This window comes from Streptomyces sp. DS1-CR2 (genome assembly GCF_055760475.1).
On record NZ_CM147085.1, the window covers coordinates 4,542,268 to 4,567,318 of the forward strand.

A 25,051-nucleotide genomic window follows, 5' to 3' on the forward strand; every position below is an offset into this window, starting at 1 on the left:
ACCTTTCCCGTGTGTGAGGCTGTGCCCCATGGCTGTCGTCCGTGACCTGCGGGTACTCCTGCGCTTGAGAGACTTCCGGCGCCTGTTGGCGCTGCGGCTGCTCTCGCAGGGCGCGGACGGCGTCTACCAGGTCGCGCTGGCCACCTATGTGGTGTTCTCGCCGGAGAAGCAGACCTCGGCCGGCGCCATCGCCTCGGCCATGGCCGTGCTGCTTCTCCCGTACTCGGTCGTCGGCCCGTTCGCGGGCGTCCTCCTCGACCGCTGGCGCCGCCGCCAGGTCTTCCTCTACGGCAACCTCCTGCGGACCGTCCTGGCGACCGTAACGGCCGTCCTGATGCTCAGCGATGCCCCGGACTGGCTCTTCTACGCCTCCGCCCTGTGCGTCACCGCCGTCAACCGGTTCATCCTCGCCGGGCTCTCCGCCGCCATGCCGCGCCTGGTCGACGCCGAGCGCCTGGTGATGGCGAACTCCCTCTCACCCACGGCGGGTACCCTCGCCGCCACGCTGGGCGGCGGACTCGCGTTCGCCGTGCGGCTGCTCATCTCGGACTCCGACGCTCTCGTGGTGCTCGTCGGGGCGGCCCTCTACCTGTGCGCGGCGCTCGCCTCCCTGCCCATGTCCGCGGAAATGCTCGGTCCGGACCCGGAGTTGGTGCGGCCAGGCTTGCGGACAGCGCTCAGCGGTACGGCGCAGGGGCTGGTCTCGGGCATACGCCATCTGGCCGCCCGTCCCCCGGCCGCCCGCGCCCTGGCCGCCATAACGCTGATGCGGTTCTGCTACGGGGCGCTGACGGTCATGGTCCTCATGCTCTGCCGCTACTCCTGGTCGTCCACGGAGTCCGACGGACTGGCCCTGCTGGGTGTGGCCGTGGCGATCTCGGGGGCGGGATTCTTCGCCGCCGCCGTGGTCACGCCCTGGGCCGCGGGGCGGCTGGGCCCCGCCGGGTGGATCATCGTCTGCGCGGGGGCTGCAGCCGTCCTCGAACCCACCCTCGGGCTCCCGTTCGCGGCGGCCCCCATGATGACCGCCGCCTTCGTCCTGGGCCTGACGACCCAGGGCGCGAAGATCGCCACCGACACGATCGTGCAGTCCTCGGTGAACGACGGCTTCCGTGGCCGGATCTTCTCCGTTTACGACGTGCTGTTCAACGTCGCGTTCGTCGGCGCGGCCGCAGTGGCCGCGCTGATACTGCCTCCTGACGGACAGTCGGTCCCGCTGGTGCTCACCGTGGCCCTGATCTACGCGGCGATTGCTGGAACTATGTCCCGATTCGACACCCAGTAAGTGTCACATCAATGACACAGAGCCCCTCCCGACTTCAGAGTTGTCAGTCGGCACGGATAACTTACGGGCGTCTTATCCGCGCCATCGCGCCTAAGTTCGAGGGGGACCCCCAAAGTGACCACTCCGCCGCCGCAGGGCCAGAATCCGTTCGCCCAGGGCCAGCAGCCCTCTGGCCCGCCGCAGGAAGGTCCGTACGCTCCGACAGCCGGCCAGCCCGGGGTTCCTCAGCAGCCGTACCCGCCGCACGCCCAGGGCGCGCCCGTCCCGCCAGGCCGGCCGGCTGGTGGCGGTAAGAAGAAGGCCCTGCGCATAGTCGCGCTGATCGTGGTCGCCATCGCGCTCTACGGTGTGAAGTGGTACCTCGGCCAGAGCGACGCCGAGACGACCGCGGTCGGCAGCTGCCTGCACAACGACGGCACGACGTCCGCTCCGGACCTGAAGGACGTCGACTGCTCCTCGAGCGACTCCGAGTACAAGGTCATCGAGAAGTTCGACGGCACCAGCGACGTCGACAAGTGCAACTCGGTCAAGGGCACCGAGGTCTCCTACTACCAGAGCGGTGGCAGCCACGACGTGGTGCTCTGCCTGAAGGAAGCCAAGTAAGGCGCTGTTTCACGTGAAACAGCGCCCTTCGGCATGAGCGAACCGGGTTCATGTTTCACGTGAAACATGAACCCGGTTCGCTCACTCGGCGTTCTGCTGTGCCGCCCACCACTCCTTGAGCGCCGCCACTGCCGCGTCATGCTCCATCGGCCCGTTCTCGAGCCGCAGTTCCAGCAGGAACTTGTACGCCTGCCCGATCGCCGGCCCCGGCTTGATTCCCAGGATCTCCTGGATCTGATTGCCGTCGAGGTCGGGGCGGATCGAGTCCAGCTCCTCCTGCTCCTTGAGCCGCTCGATGCGCTCTTCCAAGCCGTCGTACGCGCGCCCCAGCGCGCTCGCCTTCCTCTTGTTGCGCGTCGTGCAGTCCGAGCGGGTCAGCTTGTGCAGGCGGTCCAGCAGCGGACCCGCGTCACGGACGTAGCGGCGGACGGCGGAGTCGGTCCACTCGCCGGTGCCGTATCCGTGGAAGCGCAGGTGCAGCTCGACCAGTCGCGAGACGTCCTTCACGAGCTCGTTGGAGTACTTCAGCGCCGTCATACGCTTCTTCGTCATCTTGGCGCCCACCACCTCGTGGTGGTGGAAGGAGACCCGGCCGTCGCCCTCGAAGCGCCGCGTCTTCGGCTTGCCGATGTCGTGCAGCAGCGCCGCGAGACGGAGCACGAGATCCGGGCCGTCCGACTCCAGCGCCATCGCCTGCTCGAGGACGATCAGCGTGTGGTCGTAGACGTCCTTGTGCCGGTGGTGCTCGTCCCGCTCAAGGCGCAGCTCGGGCAGCTCGGGCAGGACATGGGCGGCGAGGCCGGTGTCCACGAGGAGGGTGAGGCCCTCGCGCGGGTGTGCGGAGAGGATCAGCTTGTTCAGCTCGTCCCGCACCCGCTCCGCGGAGACGATCTCGATGCGGTCGGCCATGTCCTTCATCGCCTTGACGACCTCGGAGGCCACCTCGAAGTCCAGCTGCGCGGCGAACCGCGCGGCCCGCATCATCCGCAGAGGGTCGTCGGAGAAGGACTCCTCGGGGGTTCCGGGCGTACGCAGCACGCGCTCGGCAAGGTCGTCGAGCCCGCCGTGCGGGTCGATGAACTCCTTCTCCGGCAGGGCCACGGCCATCGCGTTCACGGTGAAGTCGCGACGCACGAGGTCTTCCTCGATGGAGTCGCCGTACGAGACCTCGGGCTTGCGGGAGGTCCTGTCGTACGCCTCGGAGCGGTACGTGGTGACCTCGATCTGGTAGCCGTCCTTCTGGCAGCCGACCGTCCCGAAGGCAATTCCGACCTCCCACACGGCATCCGCCCAAGGCCTGACGATCTTGAGCACATCTTCGGGACGCGCGTCCGTGGTGAAGTCCAGATCGTTGCCGAGCCTGCCGAGGAGCGCATCCCTGACTGAGCCGCCGACCAGGGCGAGAGAGAACCCCGCCTCACGGAATCGACGGGCGAGGTCGTCGGCGACAGGGGCCACCCGCAGCAGCTCGCTCACCGCGCGGCGCTGCACCTGGCTCAGGGCACTGGGATTGTCTTCATTGGCGTTCGGCACAACAGAAAAGGGTACGTGGCCCGAGCCCAGGGTTCCGCCCCGTTTTTCCTGGGTGTGCGCGAGCCGTGCCGGATGCCCCCTACCCTGTCTTCCGATCATGTGGAGCAGTCCGCGGCACTTCGCCACAGCGCACCTCGTTACCATGCGTGGACTATCCGACGACCACTGACGACGACGAGGGACGGGCGAGCGCGTGGCCGAGGCGGCAGACTTCCAAGGGATGACTCCCTCACCTGCCCGTCGAAGGTGGCGGCGCACGGGGGCGTTGCTCGCCGGAGCGCCTCTGCTGGCCGCCCTGACCCTGTTCGGCGGCTCCCCCGGATATGCCTCCCCGCAGGCGCCTGCGGCCGACGCGATCGGCACGAGCACCGTCGATGTCGCCGTGAACTCGCTCACTCCGAGCGCACCGGTGGACGGTGACACGGTCACCGTCACCGGCACGCTCACGAACGACGGCAAGCAGACCGTCTCGAACGCCCACGTGGCGCTCCGCCTCGGTTCCGCGCTCGGCGGGCGGTCCTCGATCGACAACGCCTCCCGGCACGCGGCAGGAGGAGTGCCGGACGGCACGGAGATCGGCGGCAAGTACGCCAAGAAGATCTCCAAGCTGGCCCCTGGAGCGACGCAGGGCTTCAGTCTCTCCGTCCCCGTCAAGGAGATGGATCTCGGCGCCGACGGCGTCTACCAGCTCGGTGTCGCGCTGACCGGCCAGACGGCGACGCAGCCGTACCAGCAGACGCTGGGCATCCAGCGGACCTTCCTCCCGTGGCAGCCCGAGGCCGCGGACACGAAGACGAAGACGACGTTCCTGTGGCCGCTCATCTCGCAGACCCACCTCACGGCGGAGACGGGATCGGACGAGCAGCAGACGCGCATCTTCCACGACGACAGCCTCGCCAAGGAGATCGCTCCGGGCGGGCGCCTCCAGCAGATGCTGTCCCTGGGTACCGCCCTCGACGTGACCTGGGTGGTCGACCCCGACCTCCTGGCCTCGGTCGACGCCATGACGCGGCCGTACAAGATCAAGGAGCCGGACGGCACCGAGATCAACGGCAGGAACCAGGCGGTCGCGAAGCAGTGGCTGAACGGCCTGAAGAACGCCGTCGCCGACCAGAAGGTCGTCGCCCTCCCCTTCGCCGACCCGGATCTCGCGTCGCTGGCCCACAACGGCACGAAGGTGACCGGTTCCCTCGGGCACCTCAAGGACGCCACCGATGTGGCCGCAAAGACCGTGGAGACGGTCCTGCACGTCAAGCCGGACACGAGCTACGCCTGGCCCGCCGACGGCGCGATCGACCCGAGCATCGTCAGTGTCGCCACGTCCGCCGGCGCCGACACGGTGATCGCCCGCAGCGACAGCCTCCAGGAGCGGAACAACCTGCCGTACACGCCGTCGGCGGCCCGCCCCATCGGCAGCGGCACGACGGCCGTGGTGACCGACGCACGGCTGTCGGAGGCCTTCCAGGGCGATATGACGAAGGCCGAGAACTCGACGCTCGCCGTGCAGCAGTTCCTCGCGCAGAGCCTGACGATCAACCTTCAGGAGCCGGACAACGAGCGCAACATCGTGGTCGCGCCGCAGCGCATGCCGTCCGCCAGCCAGGCGCAGTCCATGGCGCAGGCGCTCAAGGCCGAGCAGGGCAGCAGTTGGTCGGAGTCCGAGGACCTGGCCGCCGCCACGAAGGCGAAGCCCGACCCCGAAGCGACGACCCGGGTCCCCTCCTCCCGGTCCTACCCCTCGTACCTGCGCAAGCAGGAACTGCCCCAGTCGGCCTTCCAGGCAATCCAGGACACCCAGACCAAGCTCACCAATTTCCAGGTGATCCTCTCCGACCCGTCCCGCGTGGTGACGCCGTTCGGACGGGCCATGGACCGCCAGATGTCCACGTCCTGGCGGGGCCGCTCCGCCGAGGCGCAGGCGTACCGCGACGGCGTCGCCGATTACCTCTCGGCGCTCACCAAGCAGGTCAGGCTCATCGACAAGTCCGAGGCGAAGCTCTCCGGGCGCAGCGCGACGATCCCCGTGACGGTCCAGAACAACCTGGTGCAGGGCGTCGAGCACCTCGTCCTGCGCCTCACGTCGACGAACGGCACCCGCCTCAAGATCGGCGACGGGCCCTACCATGAGGAGCCGGTGAAGGTCGCCGGCGGGCACAGCCAGTCGGTGAAGTTCACGACCACCTCCAACGCCAACGGCAGGGTCCCGGTCTTCGCCCAGCTGTACACGGAGGACGGCCAGCCCTACGGCCCCGAGGTCCGTTTCGACGTGAACGTCACCGAGATCACGCCTACCGTGATGCTCGTCATGGCCGGCGGCGTCCTGCTCCTCGTCCTCGCCGGGTTCCGCATGTACACGCAGCGCAAGCGCGCCGCCGCGCAACGCGCCAAGGAAGAGCCTGACGACGGTGCGAACGGGGAGTCGGGTTCCGAGAGCGGGGAAGGCGACCCCGAGCAGCCGAGTGACCCGACACCGGACACCGCTCCGGAAAGCACGGACCCGTCCGGCACGGGTGAGAGAGTGGACCGTTGAGCGATGTCGTGGCCGTGGGCCCGGGGACTATGAGGTGGGGTAACCATGAACGCGCCGTACGACGGTGACCGTGGCCAGGACCCGGGCGGCTCAGCCTCGGCCGGGGGCCCGCCCCCTGGTCAGCAGGGAGCGCCCGGCCAGGTCCCGCCGCCCCACCCCGCCCCGGACGCGTATCCGCAGGACGCGTACTTCCAGGACGCCTACGACCAGGATCCGTACCGGGCCCAGGACCTCACAGCCCAGGATCCGGTGACGGAGGCGCTCTACGACCGCGCCGCGCACCCACCGCCGCCTCCGGGCACCTATGAGGCCCCTCAGCCGCTCTACGACCCGCCTCCCACAGCCCAGTACCCCCCGGACCCCCGCGTGTGGGCCCAGACGCCTGCTCCCGAGCCGGAGGGCCCGTCGCGGCTCCTTCCCTACGGCGACGACGCCAGGACCACGCAGTTCCTGGGCGTCGACGATCTGATGACGCAGGCGAGCGAGGAGCAGCACGAGCCCGACGCTTTCGCGCATCTCTTCCGTGACCAGCAGAGCAACGGCGGCGGCCGTCCGCCGGCCGACGCCCCCGGCGTTCCGGCGCCCACCGCCGGACCGGCGCAGCCTCCCGTCCAGGGCGGCACGCCCGCACCTGCCCCCGTCCCGGCGAAGGGGGGCCGCGCGTCGAGCCTTCTGAAGTCGAGTGCCGTCATGGCGGCGGGCACCCTGGTCTCACGCCTCACCGGTTTCGTACGCACCGTGGTCATCACCGCGGCCCTCGGCTCCGCGACGCTCGGTGACGCCTGGACGGTGGCGTACACCCTGCCGACGATGATCTACATCCTGACCGTCGGCGGCGGCCTCAACTCGGTGTTCGTGCCGCAGCTCGTGCGGTCCATGAAGGAGGACGAGGACGGCGGCGAGGCCTACGCCAACCGGCTGCTCACGCTCGTCATGGTCGCCCTCGGCGTGATCGTCGCCGCGGCGGTCTTCGCGTCGCCACTCCTGATCCGGCTGATGTCGACGCCGATCGCCAACGACGAGAACGCGAACAACGTCGCCGTCACCTTCGCCCGCTACTGCCTGCCCACGATTTTCTTCATGGGCGTGCACGTGGTCATGGGCCAGATCCTGAACGCCCGCGGGAAGTTCGGCGCGATGATGTGGACCCCGGTCCTGAACAACATCGTCATGATCTTCACGTTCGGCATGTTCATCTACGTCTACGGCACGGCGGCAGACTCTCAGCTGCACGTCGACACGATCCCCGCAGACGGGGTCCGGCTGCTCGGTATCGGCACCCTGCTAGGTCTGACGGTGCAGGCACTGGCGATGATCCCGTACCTGCGCGAGACCGGCTTCCGGTTCCGGCTGCGGTTCGACTGGAAGGGCCACGGCCTCGGCAAGGCGGTCAAGCTCGCCAAGTGGACCGTGCTGTTCGTCCTCGCCAACCAAGCGGGCGTCCTCGTTGTCACCCAGCTCGCCACCGCGGCCGGGAAGGCGTCCGGCAAGGACGGCGCGGGCATCATGGGCTACTCCAACGCCCAGCTGATCTGGGGCATGCCACAGGCCATCATCACCGTCTCCGTCATGGCGGCGATGCTGCCGCGGATCTCGCGCGCGGCCCACGACGGCGACCCCGGAGCGGTCCGCGACGACATCTCGCAGGGCCTGCGCACCTCTGCGGTCGCGATCGTCCCGGTCGCGTTCATGTTCGTCGCCCTCGGCGTCCCGATGTGCACCCTGCTCTTCGGGTCCAGCGGCACCGACGGCGCCCAGTCCATGGGCTACATCCTGATGGCGTTCGGCCTCGGCCTGATCCCGTACTCCGTGCAGTACGTCGTGCTGCGCGGCTTCTACGCGTACGAGGACACCCGGACGCCCTTCTACAACACGGTCATCGTGGCCGCCGTCAACGCGGCCGCGTCGGTGATCGCCTACCTCCTCCTGCCCGCCCAGTGGGCCGTGGTCGGCATGGCCGCCTCGTACGGGCTCGCGTATGCGATCGGTGTGGGCGTCGCCTGGCAGCGCCTGCGCAAGCGTCTCGGCGGCGACCTGGACGGCTCTCAGGTCATCCGTACGTACGCCCGCCTCGGCATGGCCGCGATCCCGGGGGCGATCGCCGGTGGCGTGGTCGGTTTCCTGATCACCGGGGCACTCGGCAGCGGCGCGGGGGGGTCGCTCGCGGCGCTGGTCGTGGGCGGGGCCGTACTTCTGGGCGTCTTCTATGTCGCCGCACGGCGCATGCGGATCGAAGAGCTCAACTCGATGGTCGGAATGGTCCGCGGGCGCCTCGGCCGCTAGCGGACCGGCGGGCCGCACAACCATCGCGGGCTGCCGCGTGTCGTGCTTATCGCCGGACTGTGGGCACAATTGGCTTTGGCGTCGCAGAGCGCGCAACGGATGGGGAGGCAGGAACGACGGTGGCGGAACGGAGTACGGCTGCCGTCGACGTGGCAGACAACAGTGGTGACGAGCCACTGACCGCGAAAGCGGAGCAGACCACGGCCGACGGGGTGGCCCAGACCCGGGAGCGGGACACGGCAGCGAACGAGGACGCGGAGGACACCGACGGGTCGACGAACCCCGGCTCGTCCACTCCCCCCGAGCTGCACAGCGGTCACAAACTCGCCAGACGCTATCGCCTGGAGGAGTGCGTCACCCGGCTGGACGGATTCAGCAGCTGGCGCGCGGTGGATGAGAAGCTCCGCCGGGCTGTCGGGGTGCACCTGCTCCCCGCAGACCACCCGCGAGCACGGTCCGTCCTCGCGGCGGCCCGCTCATCGGCGCTTCTCGGCGACCCTCGATTCGTCCAGGTCCTGGACGCGGTTGAGGAGAACGACCTTGTTTACGTGGTGCACGAGTGGCTGCCCGATGCCACGGAGCTGACCGCGCTGCTCGCCTCGGGCCCCCTCGAGGTGCACGAGGCGTACCAGCTCGTGAACCAGGTCTCCCAGGCGATGGCCGCCGCGCACCGCGAGGGCCTCGCGCATCTGCGGCTCACCCCGAGCGCGGTGCTGCGCACCTCGACCGGCCAGTGGCGCATCCGCGGCCTCGCCGTCAACGCCGCCCTGCGCGGCATCACCTCGGAAACACCGCAGCGCACGGACACCGAGGCGATCGGTGCCCTCCTGTACGCCGCCCTGACGCAGCGCTGGCCCTACGAGGACGACGCGTACGGCCTGTCCGGGCTGCCCAAGGACATCGGCCTCATCGCGCCCGACCAGGTGCGGGCCGGAGTGCACCGCGGGCTGTCCGAGCTGGCCATGCGTGCCCTCGTCAACGAGGGGGCAACGGCGTCGCGGCAGGATCCGCCGTGCACCACGACCGAGGACTTGGTGAAGGCCGTCGGCGAGATGCCCCGCATCCGGCCCCCGGAGCCCGTTTTCACGGCCCCCGCGGAGTACCAGCGGACGACCTACCAGCAGGGCACCTACGGCCGTCCGGCCCCGCGTCCCGGCGTGGCACAGCCCATGCCGGCCGCGCCTCCGCCGCCACTGCAGAGCCGGACGGGCAAGGCGCTCAAGTGGGCCGTGTCGGCATTGCTCATCGTGGCCCTCGGCCTCGGCAGCTGGCAGCTCGCGGAAGCCCTGATGGACCGCGGCACGTCGGGCGACGCCAACACGTCGCACAACACCGACGGCGACGACAAGGGCGACGAACACAAGCCGACGAAGCCGATGACCATCGAGGACGCCAGGGAGTACGTCGCCAAGGGCGAGGCACAGGCCCCGGGTGACGTGGCGAAGACCTACGACGGCGACAGCAAGACGTTCTGGCGTACCAAGACCTACAACGACGGCCCGAAGCTGGCGCCCTACAAGCCCGGCGTCGGTATCGTCTACGACCTCGGCTCGGCCAAGGACGTATCAGCCGCGTCGATAGCTCTTCAGTACGGCGGCGACCACACGACGGTCTCCCTGTACGCGACCGATTCGCTGTCGCCCACGACATCGATCGACTCCATGAAGAGCATCGGTACGGACACCACTACGGGCACCACCGCCAAGATCGAGGCCGACAAGCCGGTGAAGACGCGGTACGTGCTCCTGTGGATGACGGCCGTGCCGAAGTCCGGATCCGACGGTTACTACGGAGCGGGTTACAAGCAGGCTCTCACCGACGTGAAGTTCACCGGCTGAGGGCCCACCTGGGGGAGGGGGTTCGAAAGTGGACGACGCCGCCTACGGCGAAGCAAGCGATCAGGACCTCCTCACCCGCCATGTCGCGGGTGACAAGGACGCCTTCGGCGAACTCGTGCGCCGCCATCGTGACCGGCTCTGGGCCGTGGCCCTGCGCACCCTGGGAGACCGGGAGGAAGCCGCCGACGCCGTCCAGGACGCCCTGGTCTCCGCCTACCGGGCGGCGCACACCTTCCGCGGGCAGTCCGCCGTCACGACCTGGCTGCACCGCATCACCGTGAACGCCTGCCTCGACCGGGCCCGAAAGGCCGCATCGCGGAAGACCTCTCCGGTCGAGGACGCGGAGCGCCTGGAGCAGCTCCTCGAACCTCACGAATCAGCGGCCGCTCCCGCCGAACGCAACGACCTCCACCGCGAGCTCTTCGAAGCGCTGGGCACTCTTCCCGTCGACCAGCGGGCCGCGCTCGTCCTGGTCGACATGCAGGGCTACCCGGTGGCCGAGGCGGCCCGCGTTCTCGGCGTTCCCACCGGCACGGTCAAGAGCCGCTGCGCGCGCGGCAGAGCCAGACTCCTCCCGTTGGTCACCCATCTGCGGACCGACAACGGCGAGAGCGAGAGTGGCAAGACCCCGCCCCCGGAAGCGCCCGAAAGGAACCGGACGCAGGGGACATCCGTCCCACCGGCAGCAGGGCCCCGGGACGGGGCAGGACCAAATGATTCAGCTGCCGTGAAGGGCGGAGGTGGGCGAGCGTGACATCCACGACCGACACGGCCGAGCACCCCGAGATCGCCGAGATCTCCGAACTCACCGAGGGCCTCCTTTCCCCTTCCCGCACAGAGGAAGTACGGGAGCACCTGAACGGCTGCGAGCTGTGCGCCGACGTCTACGCCTCCCTGGAAGAGATCCGTGGCACGCTCGGCACGCTTCCCGGCCCGCCGCGCATGCCTGCCGACATCGCGGGCCGCATCGACGCCGCGCTCGCCGCGGAGGCACTACTCGACACGAAGGCACCGGCCTACACCGAGCACGAGGCCGAAGCGGAAGCCGAAGCACAGTCCGCGTCGCCTGTTTCACGTGAAACAACACCTGAGACGACGCCGGCCGACTCGCCGACCGCCCCCCGGGACCGCCCGTCCGGGCGTCCCCGTGCCACGACAGGTCCAGGGCGGGGCAGCCGGACGCGCACCCGGCGCCGTCGGGGCGCCGCGCTTGGAGCCGTCTTCACGGCAGCCGCGATCGGCCTGGGCGTCCTCCTCCTGCAGAACGGGGGCAGCACACCTACCGGCGCTCCCGAGAGCGGCACGCCCCGTCAGGCGAGCTCCGCACTCTCCTTCTCCGAGAACAAGCTCGAGAACCAGGTGCAGAGCCTTCTGACGGAGAAATCCTCCGCGCCCTCCGACTCGTCGACGTCCAAGCCGTCCCTCGACATCGAGCAGTCCGGACCGAAAACCCCCCGGACGAACTCCCCTATGCGAGGGAAGACCATCGTGGTGCCGGACTGCATACAGCGGGGCACCGGCCGTGAGACGCCCGCCCTCGCCATCGAGCGGGGAGACTACAAGGGCACCACCGCCTACCTCGTCGTGCTGCCTCACCAGTCGGATCCTGCCCAGGTCTCGGCCTACGTCATCGACGCGACCTGCGTGAAGCAGCCGTCCTCGGCTCCCGGCAAACTGCTGCTGACCCACTCCTACGCGCGGCCCTGACTCCGCACAGGGGCACACTTCGCGTGTGCTCCCGGACACGGTGGGAATGCGCGCCCCGTAGGATCCGTTGGGTGGGGTGAGAGTCCGGAGACGGACTCCCCCGGCAGTACGCAGCAGTCCCGCAGAGACGAGGAATCAAGCCGTGAGCGACGTCCGTAACGTGATCATCATCGGCTCCGGGCCCGCCGGCTACACGGCTGCCCTGTACACCGCGCGCGCGTCGCTGAAGCCGCTGGTGTTCGAGGGCGCAGTCACCGCGGGCGGTGCCCTGATGAACACCACCGAGGTGGAGAACTTCCCCGGCTTCCAGGACGGCATCATGGGCCCCGAGCTCATGGACAACATGCGCGCCCAGGCCGAGCGCTTCGGCGCCGAGCTGGTCCCGGACGACGTCATCTCCGTCGATCTGACGGGCGAGATCAAGACCGTCACCGACACGGCGGGCACCGTGCACCGCGCGAAGACCGTCATCGTCACGACCGGCTCCCAGCACCGCAAGCTCGGCCTGCCGAACGAGGACGCGCTCTCCGGTCGTGGCGTTTCCTGGTGCGCGACGTGCGACGGCTTCTTCTTCAAGGACCAGGACATCGCCGTGATCGGCGGCGGTGACACCGCGATGGAGGAGGCGACCTTCCTCTCCCGGTTCGCCAAGTCCGTGACGATCGTGCACCGCCGTGACAGCCTGCGTGCCTCCAAGGCCATGCAGGATCGCGCCTTCGCCGACCCGAAGATCAAGTTCGCCTGGGACAGCGAGATCGCCGAGGTCCATGGCGACCAGAAGCTCTCGCACCTGACGCTGCGCAACGTCAAGACGGGTGAGACCTCCGAGCTCCCGGTCACCGGCCTGTTCATCGCGATCGGCCACGACCCGCGCACCGAGCTCTTCAAGGGCCAGCTCGAGCTGGACGACGAGGGCTACCTGAAGGTCGAGGCCCCCTCGACCCGGACGAACCTGACCGGTGTCTTCGGTGCCGGTGACGTCGTCGACCACACCTACCGCCAGGCGATCACCGCGGCCGGCACCGGCTGCTCCGCCGCCCTGGATGCCGAGCGCTTCCTCGCCTCTCTCACCGACAGCGAGTCCGCCGCGGCCGCCACCGTCTGAGAACTCACACCCGCCCCACTGCATCACCAAAGTAGCTAAGGAGCCCGCCGTGGCCGGCAACCTCAAGAACGTGACCGACGCTTCCTTCGACGAGGACGTCCTCAAGAGCGACAAGCCCGTACTGGTGGACTTCTGGGCCGCCTGGTGCGGACCGTGCCGCCAGATCGCGCCGTCGCTGGAGGCGATCGCCGCCGAGTACGGCGACAAGATCGAGGTCGTCAAGCTCAACATCGACGAGAACCCGGCCATCGCCGCGAAGTACGGCGTCATGTCGATCCCGACCCTGAACGTCTACCAGGGCGGCGAGGTCGCCAAGACCATCGTCGGCGCAAAGCCGAAGGCCGCCATCGTGCGCGACCTCGAGGACTTCATCGCCAACTGATCCGCGATGCGGCTCCACGGCGGAGCGGCGATGTTTCACGTGAAACACGAACGGGCCAACCCAACCGGGTTGGCCCGTTTGCGTGACCGCCACAACGGATGCATCGAGACTCACAGAGGGCGGAGCGCCGGTTCCTTCTGCACCGCTCCGAGGAGCCGGTCCAGGGCGAGCTCGACGTCCTCCTTCCACGAGAGCGTCGTACGCAGCTCAAGGCGGAGGCGCGGATAAGAGGGGTGAGGACGCACGGTCTTGAAGCCCACGGCCAGCAGATGGTCCGCGGGCAACATGCAGGCCGGTTCCTTCCACTGCGCATCGCCGAATGCCTCGATCGCCCTGAACCCCCTGCGCAGCAGATCCTTGGCGACGGTCTGCACGATCACCCGGCCGAGCCCCTGCCCTTGATAGCCGGGCATGATCCACGCCGTCATCAGCTGCACGGCGTCGGGGGAGACCGGGCTCGTGGGGAAAGCGGTCGAGCGGGGGACGTACGCCGGCGGCGCGTAGAGCACGAAGCCGACCGGAACATCGTCCACGTAGACGACCCGTCCGCAGGAACCCCATTCCAGGAGGACAGCCGAGATCCAGGCCTCCTTCTCCAGCTCCGGAGTGCCTGCCTCTATCGCGGCTTGGCCACTGACCGGATCCAGCTCCCAGAAGACACACGACCGGCAACGCTTGGGAAGGTCCGGAAGGTTGTCCAGTGTGAGCGGTACGAGCCGACGCCCCATGAAGGCAGATCCTCACTTCCTTCGCCCGCCGCGTCACGGGCGGCTGTCAGAGCGCTCCGTTCCCTGAGCAGGCTGCCGACGAACCCGCCGACCGCGCCCAGCCCGAGACCCGCGGTCATCAGCCCGGCACGACTCACCGATTGCATGACCCGCCTCCCGTACGAGGTGACTTTGAGGGATGCGCTCTTCCCCGTCGCATCGTATCCACGAAGCGATTCCATCGATACCGACAGAAAGCAAAGAGCAGGTCGTGTTCCGGTACACACCGGACACGGCCTGCTCTCCTGAGACTTACGTCGAACGGGACCAACCCCCGTTCCCCTAGACCTCGTTCTCCTGGTCCTCGTCCTCCGTCGCTCCATGCTGGAGGACGGGCCCCTCGCCCGGAGCGAGCTGACCGAGAATGCGCTCCAGATCGTCCATCGAGGCGAACTCGACGACGATCTTGCCCTTCTTCTGCCCGAGGTCGACCTTCACCCGCGTTTCGAACCGGTCGGAGAGCCGCGTGGCAAGTTCGCTGAGCGCCGGCGAGACCCGAGCCCCGGCCCGCGGCCCCTTGGCGCGCGCCGTGCTCGTCGGGTGTGAGCCCATCAGGGTCACGATCTCCTCGACGGCCCGCACCGAGAGCCCCTCGGCGACGATCCGGTGAGCGAGACGGTCCTGCTCCTCCGAGTCCTCCACGGAGAGCAGGGCACGCGCATGCCCGGCCGAAAGCACGCCCGCAGCCACCCGGCGCTGAACGGCCGGAGAGAGCTTCAGGAGCCGCAGCGTGTTGGAGACCTGTGGCCGCGAACGGCCGATCCGGTCGGCCAGCTGGTCGTGCGTGCAGTTGAAGTCCTTCAGCAACTGGTCATAGGCGGCTGCCTCTTCCAGCGGGTTCAGCTGAGCGCGGTGCAGGTTCTCCAGGAGCGCGTCGAGGAGAAGCTTCTCGTCGTCCGTCGCCCGGACGATCGCCGGAATGCGCTCCAGACCGGCCTCGCGGCAGGCTCGCCAGCGACGCTCGCCCATGATGAGCTCGAAGCGCGACGAGCTCAGCTGCCGTACGACGACGGGCTGGAGAAGTCCGACTTCCTTGATCGAGGTGACGAGCTCGGCGAGAGCGTCCTCGTCGAAAACCTCGCGCGGCTGCCGCGGGTTGGGCGTGATGGCGTCAATCGGAAGCTCGGCGAAGTACGCTCCCGCCGACGTCTCCGGAGCTTCCAGAGAGCCGCCGAGCGAGTCCCCTGTTTCATGTGAAACCTGGGGCTGCGGAAGGGAGGCAACCTTCGCCGCCGCCACTCCGCGCTCCGCCGTCAGGACGGGCCCGGCGGAAGGCGAGCCGGAGGCACCCCCCATCGCGCTGGCCGGTGCCGTCTTGTCGGGGGTGGGGGCTGCTGGAATCAGTGCGCCGAGGCCACGGCCCAGTCCCCTCCGTCGCTCACTCACTGGATACCCTCCACCGTGCTGTGCTGGTCAAGTTGAGTGCCCGTATGGGCGTGCTGAGCGTCGTAGCGGATACCGACCCCGCGCAGCGCCATCTCCCGCGCCGCCTCGAGGTAGGAGAGCGCGCCACTCGACCCCGGATCGTAGGTGAGCACGGTCTGCCCATAGCTCGGGGCCTCGGAGATCCGCACGGAGCGCGGGATGCTCGTCCGCAGGACCTCTTCGCCGAAGTGGCTCCGGACCTCGTCGGCGACCTGCGACGCCAGACGGGTGCGGCCGTCGTACATCGTGAGCAGGATCGTCGACACATGCAGGTCGGGGTTGAGATGCCCGCGCACAAGATCCACGTTGCGCAGGAGCTGCCCCAGGCCCTCCAGCGCGTAGTACTCGCACTGGATCGGGATCAGCACTTCGGCGCCGGCGACCAGAGCGTTGACCGTCAGCAGGCCGAGCGATGGAGGGCAGTCGATGAGGATGTAGTCCAAGGGCTGCTCATACACCTGGATCGCGCGCTGCAGTCTGCTCTCGCGGGCCACCAGCGAGACCAGCTCGATCTCCGCGCCGGCGAGGTCGATGGTGGCGGGGGCGCAGAAGAGGCCCTCCACATCAACCACGGGCTGTACGACTTCGGAGAGCGGCTTGCTCTCGACCAACACGTCGTAGATCGAAGGGACTTCGGCGTGATGGTCGATTCCCAGAGCCGTAGAGGCGTTGCCCTGTGGATCCAGGTCGATCACCAGGACGCGGGCACCGTGCAGTGCCAGCGAAGCGGCAAGGTTGACCGTTGTGGTGGTCTTACCGACCCCGCCCTTCTGGTTGGCAACCACCATGACGCGGGTCTGCTCAGGTCGCGGTAGGCCCTCGCCTGCGCGACCAAGAGCTTCTACCGCCAGCTGGGCAGCACGACCGATAGGGGTGTCGTCCATCGGAGGCGGTGTTTCACGTGAAACATCCTCCCCCACCGACTCGGTACGGGGACCGGGGACCGGATCGGTCATCGGTCCCGCGATGTTGGCGTCGGACCGCAAGGATTCACTCTCCTCGACTTCAGGCTCGCAATGAACAGAGCCTCCCATGCTTTCGGGGTCGTGAACCAGCGAGGCCCTGTCTTCTGTGGAGGAAACGGCCTCTGTGGACAACTCTGTGCCCGATTCGAGGGATCCGAGAGGCCTACGGTCGCGGGGTGCAGCCGCGGCGCGACCGCGACTGATGATGCCATGCAGCAGTGAGCGACGTTTCACGTGAAACACGATGCACCGCAGCCCTGTCGGTACCCGTGCGACACCCCGACATACATACGTTTGGCAGGTTTCGCGGAGTACGAGTCGCCGTCGGGACGGATCAGTGCGGACGGATCAGCGCCAGTCCACTGACGCCCCTCGGAGTCAGCCAACCCTCGCTCCTCAGAGCCGACCGGAGTGCGAGCCGCCGACACGAGACACACGCCCCCAGCATCAGACGCAGGAGACCCACGAGACAAGCATCACCCAAAAAACAATGGCCGCTCAGGTCCCAAGGACCCGAGCGGCCATCACCGCAACAAACGAACTGTCGCCTAGAACACAGCAGACGCCTCGAAGACGCGGGGCAACGTCAGCGTCGACGCCGGACCCGCCCGACGCGAGCCGCCTTGGCGCGCTTCGCCGCGAACCGCACACCGCCGGGGCTCTCTCCGACCTCGACGCGCACCACGGTCGAGAGGGGATCCACCACGCCCTCACCGACATGCAGCACCGAGGTGGCCACCGCACCGAGCTTGCTCAGGGCAGTTCCCGCACTCTTGACCTCTTCCTCGGCGGTGTCCCCCTTGAGGGCGAGCATCTCGCCGTACGGCCGCAGCAGCGGAACGCCCCACGCCGCGAGGCGATCCAGCGGAGCGACAGCACGCGCCGTCACCACATGGACGGGAGTCAGCTTGCCGAGAACCTCCTCGGCGCGGCCGCGGACCACGGTCACATGATCGAGGCCGAGGAGCTCGACGACCTCGGTGAGGAAGGTCGTGCGCCGCAGGAGCGGCTCCAGGAGCGTGATCTTCAGGTCGGGCCTGACCAGGGCCAGCGGGATACCGGGAAGCCCGGCGCCGGAGCCCACGTCGCACACCGTGACGCCCTCCGGCACGACCTCGGACAGCACGGCGCAGTTCAGGATGTGCCGCTCCCACAGCCGGGGAACTTCCCGGGGACCGATGAGACCACGCTGCACCCCCGCGTCGGCCAGGAGCTCCGCGTACCGGACCGCGTCCGCGTAACGCTCGCCGAATACCGCTCGGGCCTGTTCAGGAGCCGGGGGAAGCTCTGCTGCCTCCGTCACGTGGACCGTCCTTCCGTACCGCGCTACCGCGTTGGGTGGCTGACTATCAGGCTGACAAAGATCGGCCCCGCCTGCGAACAGACGGGGCCGTAGAGCGACGTACCGCTCAGGCAGGGAGCACGACGACGAAGCGCTGTGGCTCCTCGCCCTCGGACTCGCTGCGCAGGCCGGCGGCCTTGACCGCGTCGTGGACGACCTTGCGCTCGAAGGGCGACATCGGGTCGAGCTTGACCGGCTCGCCGTTGCTCTTCACCTCGGCCGCGGCCTTGGCGCCCAGCTCGGAGAGTTCCGCACGCTTCTTCGCGCGGTAACCGGCGATGTCCAGCATGAGGCGGCTGCGGTCCCCGGTCTCCCGGTGGACCGCCAGGCGGGTCAGCTCCTGGAGGGCCTCAAGGACCTCACCGTCGCGGCCGACCAGCTTCTGCAGGTCGCGGGTGGACGCGTCGCTGACGATCGAGACGGCGGCGCGGTCGGCCTCGACGTCCATGTCGATGTCGCCGTCGAGGTCGGCGATGTCCAGCAGACCCTCGAGGTAGTCCGCCGCGATCTCGCCTTCCTGCTCGAGGCGAGTCAGGGTGTCGCTGCCCTCAGGAGCGGCGGAGGTGGTGCCTTCCGTCACGGGATGGACTCCTTCTTACTTCTTGGACGGGGACTTGGGCCGCTGCGGGCCCTTGCGCTGTCCGGACTTGGCTTTGCTGCGGGCAGGGGTGCCGGAAGCGGGCTTGCCACCGGCCGGCTTGGCCTCGGGCTTGGCGCCTTCCGCCTCGTCCTTCTTCTCGAGGGACGTGGGCTCCGGCTCGTCGGACTCGCCCTTGGCACTGCCCTGGGCGGTGCCGTGCTGGCGCTGCGACTTGGACTGGCGCTTGGGCTGCTGGCGCTTCGGCGTACCGCCCGTCGTCTGAGTCCCGTCCTCGTCCTCGGTCAGGGTGCCGGCCGCGCTCTTGATGACCGTTCCGTCGGCCTGGGCGGCGAGGTTGACCTTGGTCAGGCCGTTGATGAACTTGCGCTCGAACTCGTTGCGGTCGCGGCCCTTGGCGACGATCGCCTTCACGATGCCGCGCTCCCGACGGTTGCGGGTCTTCTCGGCGTGCGTGACGTGCTTGAGCAGGCGCTCCAGGTGAGCGGCCTGGGCCTTGCTGCCCGGGGTCGGGTTCTGGCGGATGACGTACATCTGCTGGCCCATGGTCCACACGTTGGTGGTCAGCCAGTAGACGAGAACACCGACCGGGAAGTTGATGCCGAAGACGGCGAACATGACCGGGAAGACGTACATCAGCATCTTCTGCTGCTGCATGAACGGCGTCTTGACCGTCATGTCGACGTTCTTCGTCATCAGCTGGCGCTGCGTGTAGAACTGCGACGCCGACATCAGGACGATCATGATCGCGGTGACGACGCGGACGTCGGTCAGCGTGGCGCCGAGCGAGGCGACCTTGTCCGCGGAGTCGGTGAACTTGGCCGCGAGCGGGGCGCCGAAGATGTGCGCCTTACGCGCGCTCGCCAGCAGGTTGTCGTCGATGACACCGATCGTGGTGCCCGTCGCGATGCCGTTGAGCACGTGGTACAGGGCAAAGAAGAACGGGGACTGCGCCAGGATGGGAAGGCACGAGGAGAGCGGGTTGGTACCCGTCTCCTTGTACAGCTTCATCATCTCTTCGGACTGGCGCTGCTTGTCGTTCTTGTAGCGCTCCTGGATCTTCTTCATCTCGGGCTGCAGCGTCTGCATCGCCCGAGTGGCCTTGATCTGCTTCACAAAGAGCGGGATCAGGCAGATACGGATCAGGATCACCAGGGACACGATGGACAGGCCCCAGGCCCAGCCCGTGTCCGGGCCGAAGATCGCCCCGTACAACGAGTGGAACTGGACGATGACCCACGAAACGGGTGTCGTGATGAAACTGAAAAAACCGGCAATCGTGTCCACTAATCAGGCTCCTTGAGCATGGGACGGGGTCTCGGCGGCGGGGCTCGAGGGGCTGGTGTGGCCACACTCTGAAGGCGCGCCGGCGGCGGAAGGCCCGCCCTTGCGTTCGCGCCAGGCGTTACGCAGCATTTCGTGCCACCGCGGACGCTTACGCGGCGGAACGTGGTCGACACCGCCGAGCGACCACGGATTGCACCGGAGGATGCGCCAGGCGGTGAGAGCTGTTCCCTTGATCGCACCATGGCGGTCGATCGCTGTGAAGCCGTAGTGGGAACACGACGGGTAGTACTTGCACACAGGCCCCAGCAGAGGGCTGATGGTCCACTGGTAGAGCTTGATCAAGGCAAGCAGCGGGTATTTCATCGCGCGCCCCCTCCCAGCAGCCGCTGAAGGGCGGCATCCAGGTCTCGGGCCAGCTGTGCATGGTCGGCGTCACCCGCGCCGGGCAACGCACGTACGACTACCAGGCTACCGGGGGACAACAGTGCGAGTCGGTCGCGCATGAGGTGGCGAAGTCTGCGCTTCACCGCGTTACGTACGACAGCTCCACCGACTGCCTTGCTCACGACGAAACCCGCACGCGTCGGGGGAACGCTCTCCCCAGGCGCGTGCGGGTCCGTTGCACCGCTACGTAGATGGACGACAAGGAGCGGGCGACCAGCCCGGCGTCCTCGGCGTACCGCGGTCGCGAAGTCTTCGCGCCGCCTCAGCCGATTCTCGGTAGGCAGCACGTCATGACCTGTACGCGATCAGGCGGACAGGCTGGCGCGACCCTTGCCACGGCGGTTCGCGAGAATCGCGCGGCCGGCACGGGTGCGCATCCGCAGGCGGAAGCCGTGGGTCTTGGCGCGACGACGGTTGTTCGGCTGGAAGGTGCGCTTGCTCACTCGGGGGCTCCAGAAATGATTGTGTGGTGGCGGGACATCGCCTGGCTGTCACCGTGCGCCCACGAGAAGCTCGCGTATACGCACCGAGTGCACCGCTTCACAATCACAGATCGTGATCTTTGCCCATCGGAGGCAGGCGGCAGCAGCCATCGACAACTCGACCTGGTCACGGTACGCGCGGCTGAGCCATCCGGTCAAACCGCCATCGGGTGAGGGACACTGTGCACAGCCTGTGGACAACAACTTGTACCGCAACGGTTGCCCTGACTACCGTGGCTGAACTCCGATTCGTTCCCTTCTCACCGCCCCACCCCGATTTTCTTCCGACCCGTCCCAGAACCACACCTTCGTGGGACCTGCGAGAGAGCGTGCCCTGTGGCTGACGTACCTGCCGATCTTGCCGCAGTGTGGCCACGAGTTCTGGAGCAGCTCCTCGGGGAGGGCCGTGGGCAGGGCGTCGAGACGAAGGACGAACACTGGATCCGGCGCTGCCAGCCTCTCGCGCTGGTCGCGGACACCGCGCTGCTCGCCGTTCCGAACGAGTTCGCGAAGGGCGTACTCGAAGGGCGGCTCGCGCCGGTCGTAGCCGAGACGCTGAGCCGCGAGTGCGGCCGGCCGATCCGGATCGCGATCACGGTCGACGACTCCGTCGGTGAACAGCCCGTCCCGTCCGCTCCCCCCGTACCGCAGCACCGCTACGAAGAGCCCGACCTGCCGCCGGCCCAGAGCCAGGGCCAGAACCAGGCCCATGAGCCGTACGACCCGTACGGCCGCCGGGCGGACGACCACGCGCAGGGCCCCCGCGGTGATCAGTCCCAGGGCGCCCGCGCCGACCAGCTGCCGACCGCCCGCCCCGCGTACCCGGACTATCAGCGTCCGGAACCGGGCGCCTGGCCGCGGTCGCAGGACGAGTACAGCTGGCAGCAGCCGCGGCTCGGCTTCCCCGAGCGCGACCCGTACGCGAACCCGCCCCAGCAGCCGCAGCACGACTACCGGCAGCAGGAACGCTCCCCCTACGAGCAGCAGAACGAGCGCTCCCCTTACGAACAGCAGCAGGAACGCTCTCCCTATGAGCAGCAGGAGCGGTCGCCCTACGACCAGCAGCCGGACCGCAATGGTTACGACCAGCAGGTCGAACGCTCCGGATATGAGCAGCAGTCCGAGCGGTCGTCGTACGAGCAGCAGATGTCCGACCGTCAGGGGCGGCACGGCCGGCACGAGCGCCGCGACCTCAACGACGGTCCGATGGGCGGCCGTCCCGGGCAGGACGGTGGCCGCGGACGCGGTGTCCCCAGTGGCGCCCCCGGACCGCTCGCCGCGCAGCCCGCGCCGGCGACGGGTCCTGGTGAGCCGACCGCGCGACTGAACCCCAAGTACCTGTTCGACACCTTCGTCATTGGTGCCTCGAACCGTTTCGCCCACGCGGCCGCGGTCGCCGTCGCCGAGGCGCCGGCGAAGGCGTACAACCCCCTCTTCATCTATGGGGAGTCGGGGCTCGGCAAGACCCACCTGCTGCACGCGATCGGGCACTACGCGCGCAGCCTGTACCCAGGCACGCGCGTGCGCTACGTGAGCTCGGAGGAGTTCACGAACGAGTTCATCAACTCGATCCGCGACGGCAAGGGCGACAGCTTCCGCAAGCGGTACCGCGAGATGGACATCCTTCTTGTCGACGACATCCAGTTCCTCGCGGACAAGGAGTCGACGCAGGAGGAGTTCTTCCACACCTTCAACACGCTCCACAACGCGAACAAGCAGATCGTGCTCTCCAGTGACCGGCCGCCCAAGCAGCTGGTGACCCTGGAGGACCGGCTGCGCAACCGCTTCGAGTGGGGTCTGATCACCGACGTCCAGCCGCCCGAGCTTGAGACCCGTATCGCCATCCTTCGTAAGAAGGCGGTGCAGGAGCAGCTGAACGCTCCGCCGGAGGTCCTCGAGTTCATCGCGTCCCGCATCTCGCGCAACATCCGCGAGCTGGAGGGGGCGCTGATCCGGGTCACGGCCTTCGCGTCGCTGAACCGGCAGCCGGTGGACCTCGGTCTGACGGAGATCGTCCTCAAGGACCTGATCCCCGGCGGCGAGGACTCGGCCCCCGAGATCACTGCGACGGCGATCATGGCGGCGACGGCCGACTACTTCGGCCTGACGGTGGAGGACCTGTGCGGATCGTCGCGCAGCCGCGTCCTGGTGACGGCACGCCAGATCGCGATGTACCTGTGCCGTGAGCTCACCGACCTGTCCCTGCCGAAGATCGGTGCGCAGTTCGGCGGCCGCGACCACACGACGGTCATGCACGCGGACCGCAAGATCCGGGCGTTGATGGCCGAGCGGCGGTCCATCTACAACCAGGTCACCGAGCTCACCAACCGCATCAAGAACGGCTGACAGCAGCCGTCAGACTCTCCGTACGCCGTCGAAGGGCGCCCCGGGACAGCTCCTGGGGCGCCCTTCTTCGTTGCTGCGGGACGGCGCGGCCGGACGCGTTGTTCGATTCTCGTCCCTGGTTACGGGTGTTCTCCACAGATGTGCGGACTTTCTTGCGTCCACACCCTGGGGACTGCCAAGTTGTCCAGACTGTGTCCACAGGGCCCCTCGCTGGATGACCATCAGACCAGGTCAGATGGCTGTGGATTCGTGGACAAAAGATCTCCACAGGCTGTGGACAAGATCTTCCTCCACAGGATGTGTATTTCGTTGTCCACCGTCGACCCACAGGTCAGAGGCCCTTGTGCACAGCTGGGAGCGGCTTCTCCACACAGCTGTCCACTGTTCGGCAACACAGCGCGCGAAATCACCGTGCCGAGTGAAAGGCGTCACATCAAGGGGTGTGGTTGGTCTGTGGGGAACCGGAAGAAAGCTGGGGACAGCCCTGGGGAGAAGTGGCCCCGGCCTGTGCATCGGGTGTGCAGAACTTTTCCTCGTCCACAGAGAACCCCGGTTGTCCACCGCTCGCGCCCACAGGCTCGGTGGACAAAAAACCGACTCTGACCTGCGAAAAGGCAGTTATCCACGGTTTCCACAGCCCCTACTACTACTCCCAACTAGAGAGAGCTGGGAATCAGGATCGAAGTGGGGGCTGTGCACAACTTGGGGTCCGGTGCCCGACAGCGGGTCGGCACGACTTGACCGCGAGCGGCAACGACTGTCAGCGCCGTACGTCAGACTGTTCCCCGGTGTCCTTCCCATGTGGCGGCTGAGCGACACCGAGTCACACGACGAAGACCGAAGACCAACGCAGGGCGAGAGCAGCCAGCAACAGCAGGAGGCGGCTTACGGTGAAGATCCGGGTGGAACGCGATGTACTCGCGGAGGCAGTGGCCTGGGCGGCGCGCAGCCTCCCGGCCCGACCGCCTGCGCCGGTCCTCGCGGGCCTTCTCCTGAAGGCCGAGGACGGCGCACTGAGCCTGTCGAGCTTCGACTACGAGGTCTCGGCGCGGGTCTCGGTCGACGCGGAGATCGACGAGGAGGGCACCGTCCTCGTCTCCGGCCGGCTCCTGGCAGACATCTGCCGTGCCCTGCCGAACCGTCCGGTGGAGATTTCCACAGACGGTGTACGAGCGACCGTGGTCTGCGGCTCCTCGCGGTTCACACTCCACACCCTGCCTGTGGAGGAGTACCCGGCGCTGCCGCAGATGCCGACCGCGACGGGCACCGTCCCCGGTGAGGTCTTCGCCTCCGCCGCGGCCCAGGTGGCCATCGCCGCCGGCCGTGACGACACCCTGCCGGTGCTCACGGGTGTGCGCATCGAGATCGAGGGCGACACGGTCACTCTGGCGTCCACCGACCGCTACCGCTTCGCGGTCCGCGAGTTCCTGTGGAAGCCGGAGGACCCCGAGGCGTCCGCGGTCGCCCTGGTGCCCGCCAAGACGCTCCTGGACACCGCCAAGGCGCTCACGAGCGGTGACACGGTCACCCTGGCTCTGTCAGGCTCCGGCGCCGGTGAGGGTCTCATCGGCTTCGAGGGCGCCGGCCGCCGTACGACGACACGTCTGCTCGAGGGCGATCTGCCGAAGTACCGCACCCTGTTCCCGACGGAGTTCAACTCCGTGGCCGTCATCGAGACCGCCCCCTTCGTGGAGGCCGTCAAGCGTGTGGCCCTCGTCGCCGAGCGGAACACCCCGGTGCGGCTCAGCTTCGAGCAGGGCGTGCTGATCTTGGAGGCCGGCTCCAGCGACGACGCACAGGCTGTGGAAAGGGTCGACGCCCAGCTCGACGGCGACGACATCTCGATCGCCTTCAACCCGACGTTCCTGCTGGACGGTCTGAGCGCGATCGACTCCCCGGTCGCCCAGCTCTCCTTCACGACCTCCACGAAGCCGGCACTGCTCAGCGGCAGGCCCGCGGTGGACGCCGAGGCGGACGACGCGTACAAGTACCTGATCATGCCGGTGCGGCTGTCGGGCTGACGCTCCACAGGGCATGGCCGCCGGGCGTTCGCCTGAGCGGCTATGCCCACAGGTGTGCGTGAGCTCCCCCTCTGCCCGAAAGGCGTGGGTGGTACCCCCAGGTTTAGG

At 68.2% G+C, this 25,051-nt stretch carries 21 protein-coding genes; 11 read left to right on the forward strand and 10 right to left on the reverse strand.

Annotation, left to right across the window (positions count from 1 at the left end):
• The first annotated feature begins 28 nt into the window (after positions 1–28).
• Positions 29–1,285, forward strand: a complete 1,257-nt coding sequence (locus ACY0PA_RS21875; RefSeq protein WP_473086178.1) for an MFS transporter — start codon at positions 29–31, stop codon at positions 1,283–1,285.
• A gap of 114 nt (positions 1,286–1,399) precedes the next feature.
• Positions 1,400–1,888, forward strand: a complete 489-nt coding sequence (locus tag ACY0PA_RS21880) for an LppU/SCO3897 family protein (RefSeq protein WP_473086179.1) — start codon at positions 1,400–1,402, stop codon at positions 1,886–1,888.
• A gap of 81 nt (positions 1,889–1,969) precedes the next feature.
• Here ACY0PA_RS21880 and ACY0PA_RS21885 read toward each other — a convergent pair whose 3' ends face one another.
• A complete protein-coding gene (locus ACY0PA_RS21885; protein ID WP_473086180.1) occupies positions 1,970–3,421 on the reverse strand; it encodes a CCA tRNA nucleotidyltransferase in 1,452 nt (483 codons plus the stop codon).
• A 193-nt stretch (positions 3,422–3,614) separates the two neighbouring features.
• On the opposite strand from ACY0PA_RS21885, the gene ACY0PA_RS21890 reads away from it, so the two are divergent.
• The 7 genes from ACY0PA_RS21890 (at position 3,615) to trxA (ending at position 13,266) form a co-directional block, all read left to right on the forward strand.
• Entirely contained in the window at positions 3,615–5,951 is a 2,337-nt protein-coding gene (locus ACY0PA_RS21890) for a DUF6049 family protein (protein WP_473086181.1), read from the forward strand.
• A 45-nt stretch (positions 5,952–5,996) separates the two neighbouring features.
• Positions 5,997–8,234 (forward strand): murein biosynthesis integral membrane protein MurJ, encoded by a 2,238-nt coding sequence (gene murJ, locus ACY0PA_RS21895; protein WP_473086182.1) that lies wholly within the window; start codon positions 5,997–5,999, stop codon positions 8,232–8,234.
• A 119-nt stretch (positions 8,235–8,353) separates the two neighbouring features.
• Positions 8,354–10,072 carry a protein kinase family protein gene (locus tag ACY0PA_RS21900; protein WP_473086183.1) on the forward strand — a complete coding sequence of 573 codons (1,719 nt, stop codon included), beginning with the start codon at positions 8,354–8,356 and terminating at the stop codon, positions 10,070–10,072.
• A gap of 28 nt (positions 10,073–10,100) precedes the next feature.
• The gene (gene sigM, locus ACY0PA_RS21905) at positions 10,101–10,826 is read left to right on the forward strand and encodes an RNA polymerase sigma factor SigM (RefSeq protein WP_473086184.1); all 726 of its coding nucleotides are present in this window, start codon (positions 10,101–10,103) and stop codon (positions 10,824–10,826) included.
• On the forward strand, positions 10,823–11,779 hold the full coding sequence (locus ACY0PA_RS21910) for an anti-sigma factor family protein (protein ID WP_473086185.1): 957 nt from the start codon (positions 10,823–10,825) through the stop codon (positions 11,777–11,779). The genes sigM and ACY0PA_RS21910 overlap by 4 nt, the downstream gene beginning before the upstream one ends.
• Before the next feature lie 142 nt (positions 11,780–11,921).
• Positions 11,922–12,884, forward strand: a complete 963-nt coding sequence (trxB, locus tag ACY0PA_RS21915; protein WP_473086186.1) for a thioredoxin-disulfide reductase — start codon at positions 11,922–11,924, stop codon at positions 12,882–12,884.
• 49 nt (positions 12,885–12,933) lie between these two features.
• On the forward strand, positions 12,934–13,266 hold the full coding sequence (gene trxA / locus ACY0PA_RS21920) for a thioredoxin (RefSeq protein WP_100597220.1): 333 nt from the start codon (positions 12,934–12,936) through the stop codon (positions 13,264–13,266).
• Between the two features lie 110 nt (positions 13,267–13,376).
• On the opposite strand, the gene ACY0PA_RS21925 is transcribed toward trxA, so the two are convergent.
• The 9 genes from ACY0PA_RS21925 to rpmH all read right to left on the reverse strand — a co-directional run bounded on the left by ACY0PA_RS21925 (position 13,377) and on the right by rpmH (position 20,537).
• Positions 13,377–13,994 (reverse strand): GNAT family N-acetyltransferase, encoded by a 618-nt coding sequence (locus ACY0PA_RS21925; RefSeq protein WP_100597221.1) that lies wholly within the window; start codon positions 13,992–13,994, stop codon positions 13,377–13,379.
• Positions 13,995–14,315: 321 nt separating this feature from the next.
• Positions 14,316–15,419, reverse strand: a complete 1,104-nt coding sequence (locus tag ACY0PA_RS21930) for a ParB/RepB/Spo0J family partition protein (protein WP_473086187.1) — start codon at positions 15,417–15,419, stop codon at positions 14,316–14,318.
• Entirely contained in the window at positions 15,416–16,492 is a 1,077-nt protein-coding gene (locus tag ACY0PA_RS21935) for a ParA family protein (protein ID WP_473086188.1), read from the reverse strand. The genes ACY0PA_RS21930 and ACY0PA_RS21935 overlap by 4 nt, the downstream gene beginning before the upstream one ends.
• Before the next feature lie 517 nt (positions 16,493–17,009).
• A complete protein-coding gene (rsmG, locus tag ACY0PA_RS21940) occupies positions 17,010–17,726 on the reverse strand; it encodes a 16S rRNA (guanine(527)-N(7))-methyltransferase RsmG (RefSeq protein ID WP_100597224.1) in 717 nt (238 codons plus the stop codon).
• Between the two features lie 106 nt (positions 17,727–17,832).
• Positions 17,833–18,345: a Jag family protein gene (locus ACY0PA_RS21945; protein ID WP_473086189.1), complete on the reverse strand. Its 513-nt coding sequence runs from the start codon at positions 18,343–18,345 to the stop codon at positions 17,833–17,835.
• Between the two features lie 15 nt (positions 18,346–18,360).
• Positions 18,361–19,650: a membrane protein insertase YidC gene (gene yidC, locus ACY0PA_RS21950; RefSeq protein ID WP_473086190.1), complete on the reverse strand. Its 1,290-nt coding sequence runs from the start codon at positions 19,648–19,650 to the stop codon at positions 18,361–18,363.
• A gap of 3 nt (positions 19,651–19,653) precedes the next feature.
• On the reverse strand, positions 19,654–20,013 hold the full coding sequence (yidD, locus tag ACY0PA_RS21955) for a membrane protein insertion efficiency factor YidD (protein ID WP_100597227.1): 360 nt from the start codon (positions 20,011–20,013) through the stop codon (positions 19,654–19,656).
• Positions 20,010–20,381, reverse strand: a complete 372-nt coding sequence (gene rnpA / locus ACY0PA_RS21960; RefSeq protein WP_116512076.1) for a ribonuclease P protein component — start codon at positions 20,379–20,381, stop codon at positions 20,010–20,012. Before rnpA ends, yidD begins: the two co-directional genes overlap by 4 nt.
• A gap of 18 nt (positions 20,382–20,399) precedes the next feature.
• Complete coding sequence (gene rpmH, locus ACY0PA_RS21965; protein ID WP_006381191.1) at positions 20,400–20,537, reverse strand: 50S ribosomal protein L34; 138 nt, start codon at positions 20,535–20,537, stop codon at positions 20,400–20,402.
• A 375-nt stretch (positions 20,538–20,912) separates the two neighbouring features.
• Between rpmH and dnaA the strand changes: the two genes are divergently transcribed.
• Entirely contained in the window at positions 20,913–22,922 is a 2,010-nt protein-coding gene (gene dnaA / locus ACY0PA_RS21970) for a chromosomal replication initiator protein DnaA (protein ID WP_473086191.1), read from the forward strand.
• Between the two features lie 890 nt (positions 22,923–23,812).
• On the forward strand, positions 23,813–24,943 hold the full coding sequence (dnaN, locus tag ACY0PA_RS21975) for a DNA polymerase III subunit beta (RefSeq protein ID WP_454399350.1): 1,131 nt from the start codon (positions 23,813–23,815) through the stop codon (positions 24,941–24,943).
• The last annotated feature ends 108 nt before the right edge of the window (positions 24,944–25,051 follow it).